Here is a 6,621-nt window from a genome sequence, read left to right as displayed (position 1 = left end):
AGGCCGCGCGTCAGGCGGTCAGCACAACGCTCGTCGCTACCGGGAAGCAGGTCTGTCAGGTCGAGAGCCAGGGTCCTATTCGTGGGCGTTTCGTCGGCGCCGGGGCTCACCGTCTCGCCGTTGCGATCTGCCATACATGCAATAATACGCATGTATGCACATGACCCGTCAACCCTAGTTTGCGAACCCGCGCGTCGGCGGGATGCGTCACCACGCCGACGTCGACGACACGGATTCGAGCCGACAGATTCAATGGTGAGCGCGGCGCCGCCGAGAGACCCTCGCCGACGGCCCACCAAGGGAACCGCCGTGTGGCAGAACGCCTGCGCGCCTCCAACGGCTCCGCGAGAACCCCGTGTAGACGGAGTGACCTACCCGAGAGTTGTTGCTCCGCAACCAATGTGTTGCGAAGACTCCCGCGCCTCACTCAAATCGCCGGGTGGATATCGACGGCGCCATTTGGGCTGCAACGCTGCCAGCGCACCCCGACTCATCGACGACACGAATATTGCTGCCGGCGTTGCAAGGCGCTGCCGGGATATCGACGAACGGACGGAGCTGTCTGCCTACCAACGGTGACCAGGGCCTGAGGACATATTCGACGGCCAGTACGCGACGTACTCACCCTGGGGGTCGTAGAAGTGACAGCACCCATCGGGACTGGTCCGCGCGGTCCACCCTCGACACACAGCCCACTGCACGAGAGCAGCGACGACCTCGCCGTTACCGGTGGCGCGTCGGGTTGATTTCACCCTGCCCCGTGGCTCGGTTCTGTATGCCATGCTCAGCCCTTGGGCCTGCCCAACGGCGAGGCCGCTTCCTCTCGTGTTGCGTGGCGGCAACGGAACCCTGAGGGGCTCCCCTCGCCGTCGGACTACCTACGTACCTCCATAGTAGATGCTGGCGGCTTCGTAATGGCTGAAATGCGATGGAGTACGTGAACCCGCTCTGGAGAAACGACGGCAACCGAGACAGCCCCAACCGCCCCACGTCAGAGCGCCCCATGGTGCGCTCGTCTTGATGGTTATCGCGGGCCGTCGGGCTCGGAGGTCAGCCGTTCAGTTTTTCGAATCATCGGCCTGCACGACGATGCAGTGCTGAGGCTGCCGGCCCCGAGTGCGCGCATCACGACACGAGCTAGGGCCACCATCCCGTCAAAGCGCCAATCCTGCGCCCGAGTTCTGGCGCCATGGACCGCACGTACGTCGCCGACAAGTGATGAGAATCTCGGTAGATCAGGATGTTCCCTTCGGCGGCTCGGCAATAATCGTCTCGACACAGCGCATTACTCATGTCGATCATCCCCATCATCGGGAAACGTTTCGTGAGATCTGCAGCAGGATTGACGTTGTCGAGGACGAGTGCTCGTGGCATGCCACACGTCGTTGCGTCGCCACCGTCGGCCAGACAGTCGCTAGGGAAGAAAGGTTCGCCGTTGCGGACCAGCCACGGTGTATCGCGCATGCCAAGCACCTTCACCCCGCTTTCTGCGAACGCCTGCCAGATCGGCAGGTACACGTCTGGCATGACGTCACCGGGTTGCGCATCCCGTGGTCGTGTCACGGTGGTGAACACGAAATCTGGTCGGTCGGAGACGATCTCGCGCATGGCCGCTTGAACCCAATCGAAGCACTGCGGGTACAGCTCTCCCGACCCCGGAATACGGGGCGCTCGCTCTGCCGATAAGGGGCAGCCCATCTTGAGATAGGTCACGACCTTGAAGCCGTACAGCCGGCCGAGCAGGTCCAGCGCGGTGATCCAGTGCTCGGCGTGCGAGCCGCCCGCCACCGCGATGGTGCGGGTCGCGGTTTTGGAACCAAAAGCGCACTCGCGCAGACTCGGGTCCGCGAAGTCGCTGATGCAGTTGTCGGTAGTGCTCTGCGGCAGGTCGTCCTTGGCCTCCAGTACCGTCGGCCGCATCGGCAGCTTCGGGACCTTGGCGTGGTCGATCAGCGCTCGTGCACCGGGGTAGTCGCGGGGCGACAGCCCGGTCAGCTCCTCGCCGTTGGCGCGCTGTACCGCGATGTGCTCGCGCCAGGTGACCGACGCCGCCGTCAGCGCCCCGCCCAACAGCGTCACCACCAAGCCCAGCACGATGGTGGGCCTGCGCAGGCGCGTGCCCAGCGGTACGGTGGCCTTCGCCTTTTTCGCCGAGCTGGTCGCACGCAGCCGCAGCGGGTCCTCGATGTAGCGGGTGGTCAGCCAGGCCAGCACCCCGGACACCAGCAGGACGCCCGCCCCCTCGGCCAGGTTGGCCTGTGTATGTCCGCTGTAGGCGAGCCAGAAGATCAGCAGCGGCCAGTGCCACAGGTACAGCGAGTAGGCCATCGCGCCGAGGGAGACGAAGGGCTTGGTGGCCAGGAGGCGGTTCGGTAGGGGCATCCGGCCGTTGGTGCGGGCGAGGTGCGGGTCGGCGGCACGGTTGGCGGCGCTCAGAATGAGCAGGATGGTCGCCCCGACCGGGACCAGCGCCCACGGTCCGGGGAACTCCGCGACGCCGTCGATGAACGCGCCACAGGACAGGATCGCGGCCAGTGCGACCACCGAGACGACGGTCCGCAGCCACATCGGCCACCGAACGTGGTGCACCAGCGCGCCCGCCAGCGCCCCGAGCAGTAACTCCCAGGCCCGGGCGAAGCTGTTGTAGTAGGCGGTGGTCTGATCGGCCTGGTGCGCGACGATCGCGTACACGAATGAGGCGGTGGTGAGCGCCGACAGCAGGACGATCAGGAGGACCCGCAGGTGCCTGCCCAAGAGGAGGCCGCGCAGCAGGAAGGCCATGCCGAACACCAGCAGCAGGAACGCGATGTAGAACTGCCCCTGCACCGACATCGACCANCCACGGTGCCGGCGCTGGGCTGCGGCACGAACAGGTTGGCAGCGATGGGACCCGAGGCGAGTCGTGTCGCGGCGGTCAGGCTCTGATCGGCGAACGTCTCCCACCGGGTCTCGGGCTGGACGAGGATCGTCAACCCCGCGCAGGCCGTGAGGACCACCACCAGTGCGGGGAACAGGCGCCGGATCAGACGCCTGACCTCGGGCACGGGTGCCAGGGAGGCAGTCGACGTGAGGGCGGCGCGCAGCAGCCGGCCGCCGAAGAAGAAGCCGGACAGCGCGAGGAACACGTCGACGCCACCGCTGACCCGGCCGAACCACACGTGGAACACCGCGACCAGCGCGATCGCGATGCCGCGCAGGCCGTCGAGGTCGTTGCGGTAGAACCCGGACGTCCCGGTGCCCGTCGAGGCAGGGGCGGGGCACCCGGAATCGGTACGCGGCGCCGTCCGGGGCGGGGCGGAGGTCAGCATGGTCGTCGAGACGACACCGCGGGAGTCTTGAGTTCAGCCGCGGTCATGACGTAGCGAGACGAAACTGGTACGTCGGGTACGTGCGCACGCTTCGGCCTCGACGTCAGCCCACCCCGGCGTAGGAGTGCAACCCAGCAATCACCAGATTGATGAAAAATAGGTTGAAGACCATCGCCACGAAGCCGGCCACGTTGATCCATGCAGCCTTCCTGTCACGCCACCCCGCAGTGGACCGGGCATGCAAGTAGGCCGCGTAGGCAACCCACGCGATGAACGACACCGTCTCCTTGGGGTCCCAACCCCAAAAGCGTCCCCACGTTTCCTCAGCCCAGATCGCGCCGAAGATGACGCCGAATCCGAAGGTCGGGAACGCAAAGATCGTGGTGCGGTAGGCGATTCTGTCCAGAACCTGCGCATCGGGCAACCTGGACATGATGCCCGCGACGTACCCGTTCCTCCCGTCGGCCCGCTGCTCACCATGGATCGACGTCTTGACCAGGAACAGAATGCTCGCCACTCCGGCGACGAGGAACACACCGGAGCCGAGGCTCACCACCGACACATGAATAGGCAACCAATACGACTGCAACGCAGGCATCACGGGCGCGGCGTCGGCATACAGCCACTTGCCCGACACCGCGAGCAGAATCAGCACAGGGATCAGGACGAACACCCACAGCGCGCGAAACTGCGGGCGGCGCAACACGACTGCCGCGGCGACGAGACCGCACAAGCAGGTCAAGTTGATGAACTCGTACATGTTGCCCCAGGGGGCACGCGAGGTGGCCAGGCCGCGCAGCACGATGCACATCAGCAGTAAGACCGCACCCACGAAGACGACGGCTATTCCAGCACGCTCCATACGTTCTGCCCGCGATCGCCGTGACATCACGGCGACGACACCCGGGCTCGCGCTGTCGGGCGCAACCCCCACACGCGCCGCAGACGTCTCGCGTGTCCGACTCCAACCGATCGCGAAAGTCGCCGAAAGAAGCACCAATGCAAGCGTCAGCACACCCACCGCTGATGCGTAGGCCCAGTCCGAATAGAGCGCCAGAGACTCCCTTGTGCCAACGACGTTCACGTCTGAGTTCTCACGCTGCCATTGAGGACTATCGGCGTAGCGTAGCCAGACCATAACCTCGCTCGTCTGCCTCCGCTACGCCGATAGTCCTCAATGGCAGCGTGAGAACTCAGACGTGAACGTCGTTGGCACAAGGGAGTCTCTGGCGCTCGCCGTGGTCAACTTCGCGATCGNGGGTCATGGCGACGCCGTTCACCGTGCTCACGGGAGTGTTCGGCGAGTGCGATGTCAATTTACGCCTTTCGATCCGGTGTGCGGTCGGCTGTCGCCACCCGTAAACGTTCACTTTGTGCCTAACCCGTCGCATGACGGAGGTTCGGGAGTGTCAAGGAGATATCCGAATCCATTGAGCCGCATATCCGTTCGCAGCGATGGGCTCGGTCGACTAGCTGATAGCCATCTCCTCAACGCGTCGGCTTGTTGCTCCGGGGCGGCATCCGCCACGCCCGCGTCGTCGAGAACGAAGTAACAGAGCGTTGCGTCGCCGTAACGCCCGTCGATCCTGCCCACGTCGACAGTTGCCTTCACGTCGGCCGCCACCACGCGAAGTTCGAGCAGCGACCACTCGGCGTGCGACCCTACATCTGGACGCTGCCGCAACCACTCATGGAACTCCGCGTGCAATGTGGACGGCAGCGGATAACCGCTGCGGGACAAAGCTGTGACCACCACCAGTATGGCCAGGCTTGGCTCACCAACGTGTAGCGCCGTGAGCGCCGCCAAGCGCTGCGCTTCCGAGAGGCAGGGTTCGGCGGCCTCCCACATCACCTCGGCCATCTCGAAATCTCCCCGAATCATGTCGACCGCTCAGGCGATTCACCGACCCGCCGAGGCCTCAACAGCAGCCGCATCTGCGTCGGGATGCGGGCGCCTCGACAGTGACCGCGCATCAGGCGCTTTCGCATTTCGGCATCATGGCGGAGCCGTTTTAGGTGCGCACTTGAGCGTCGTCGAGGCGCGTGACGTCTCCGTCATCAGGTCCGTGGGCACGGCCGACGTGGGCTTCGCGGCGCATCCGTTCGACCATGTGCGGGTAGTGCAGCTCGAAGGCGGGGCGCTCGGAACGGATCCTGGGCAGCTCGGTGAAGTTGTGCCGCGGCGGCGGGCAACTGGTGGCCCACTCCAGGGAGTTTCCGTACCCCCACGGATCGTCGACGGTGACGACCTCGCCGTAGCGCCAGCTCTTGAAGATGTTCCACAGGAACGGCAGCGTCGAGGCGCCCAGGATGAATGCACCGATGGTGGACACGATGTTCAGCGTGGTGAAGCCGTCGCTGGGCAGGTAGTCGGCGTAGCGGCGCGGCATGCCCTCGTTGCCGAGCCAGTGCTGCACCAGGAACGTGGTGTGGAAGCCGATGAAGGTCAGCCAGAAGTGCAGCTTGCCCAGCCGCTCGTCGAGCAACCGGCCCGTCATCTTCGGGAACCAGAAGTAGATCCCCGCATAGGTGGCGAACACGATGGTGCCGNACCGGCCCGTCATCTTCGGGAACCAGAAGTAGATCCCCGCATAGGTGGCGAACACGATGGTGCCGAACAGCACGTAGTGGAAGTGCGCGATGACGAAGTAGCTGTCGGTGACCTGGAAGTCGATCGGCGGGCTGGCCAGCAGCACCCCGGACAGACCACCGAGCAGGAACGTCACTATGAAGCCGACGGAGAACAGCATCGGCGTCTCGAACGTCAACTGGCCCTTCNCGGGCTGGCCAGCAGCACCCCGGACAGACCACCGAGCAGGAACGTCACTATGAAGCCGACGGAGAACAGCATCGGCGTCTCGAACGTCAACTGGCCCTTCCACATCGTGCCTATCCAGTTGAAGAACTTGATGCCCGTCGGGACCGCGATCAGGAACGTCATGAACGAGAAGAACGGCAACAGCACCGCGCCGGTGGCGTACATGTGGTGCGCCCACACCGCGACCGACAGCGCCGCGATGCCCAGCGTCGCGTAGATCAGCGTGGTGTAGCCGAAGATCGGCTTGCGGGAGAACACCGGGAAGATCTCGGACACGATGCCGAAGAACGGCAGCGCGATGATGTACACCTCGGGGTGGCCGAAGAACCAGAACAAGTGCTGCCACAGCAACACACCTCCGTTCGCCGGGTCGTACACGTGGGCACCGAGGTGACGGTCGGCGGCCAACGCGAACAATGCCGCGGTCAGCAGCGGAAACGCCAGCAGCACCAGGATCGACGTCACCAGGATGTTCCAGGTGAAGATCGGCATCCG

General features: G+C 64.8%; 3 protein-coding genes and 4 pseudogenes. All 7 read right to left on the bottom strand.

Annotation, left to right across the window (positions count from 1 at the left end; translation table 11 throughout):
• Window positions 1-1,137: 1,137 nt before the first annotated feature.
• A pseudogene (locus MCHLDSM_RS17435) lies at window positions 1,138-2,838 on the bottom strand (acyltransferase family protein); the annotation flags it as partial.
• A gap of 1 nt (window position 2,839) precedes the next feature.
• Window positions 2,840-3,308 (bottom strand): annotated as a pseudogene (locus MCHLDSM_RS39460) (acyltransferase family protein); the annotation flags it as partial.
• 103 nt (window positions 3,309-3,411) lie between these two features.
• Window positions 3,412-4,392, bottom strand: coding sequence for a c-type cytochrome biogenesis protein CcsB (gene ccsB, locus MCHLDSM_RS17430; RefSeq protein ID WP_011767868.1), 981 nt, complete (start codon window positions 4,390-4,392; stop codon window positions 3,412-3,414).
• Window positions 4,393-4,674: 282 nt separating this feature from the next.
• Window positions 4,675-5,169: a hypothetical protein gene (locus MCHLDSM_RS17425; RefSeq protein WP_011767867.1), complete on the bottom strand. Its 495-nt coding sequence runs from the start codon at window positions 5,167-5,169 to the stop codon at window positions 4,675-4,677.
• A gap of 151 nt (window positions 5,170-5,320) precedes the next feature.
• Window positions 5,321-5,858: pseudogene (locus tag MCHLDSM_RS39455) on the bottom strand (cbb3-type cytochrome c oxidase subunit I); the annotation flags it as partial.
• Between the two features lies 1 nt (window position 5,859).
• Window positions 5,860-6,086, bottom strand: a pseudogene (locus MCHLDSM_RS39450) (cbb3-type cytochrome c oxidase subunit I); the annotation flags it as partial.
• 1 nt (window position 6,087) lies between these two features.
• Window positions 6,088-6,621, bottom strand: a 534-nt coding sequence (locus MCHLDSM_RS39445; protein WP_234714085.1) for a cbb3-type cytochrome c oxidase subunit I, incomplete at both ends; no start/stop codon positions are given.

This window comes from Mycolicibacterium chlorophenolicum (genome assembly GCF_001044235.1).
Taxonomy (GTDB): domain Bacteria; phylum Actinomycetota; class Actinomycetes; order Mycobacteriales; family Mycobacteriaceae; genus Mycobacterium; species Mycobacterium chlorophenolicum.
Note: the sequence above shows the minus strand (reverse complement) of the source record. Positions and strands in the feature narration are given on the sequence as shown.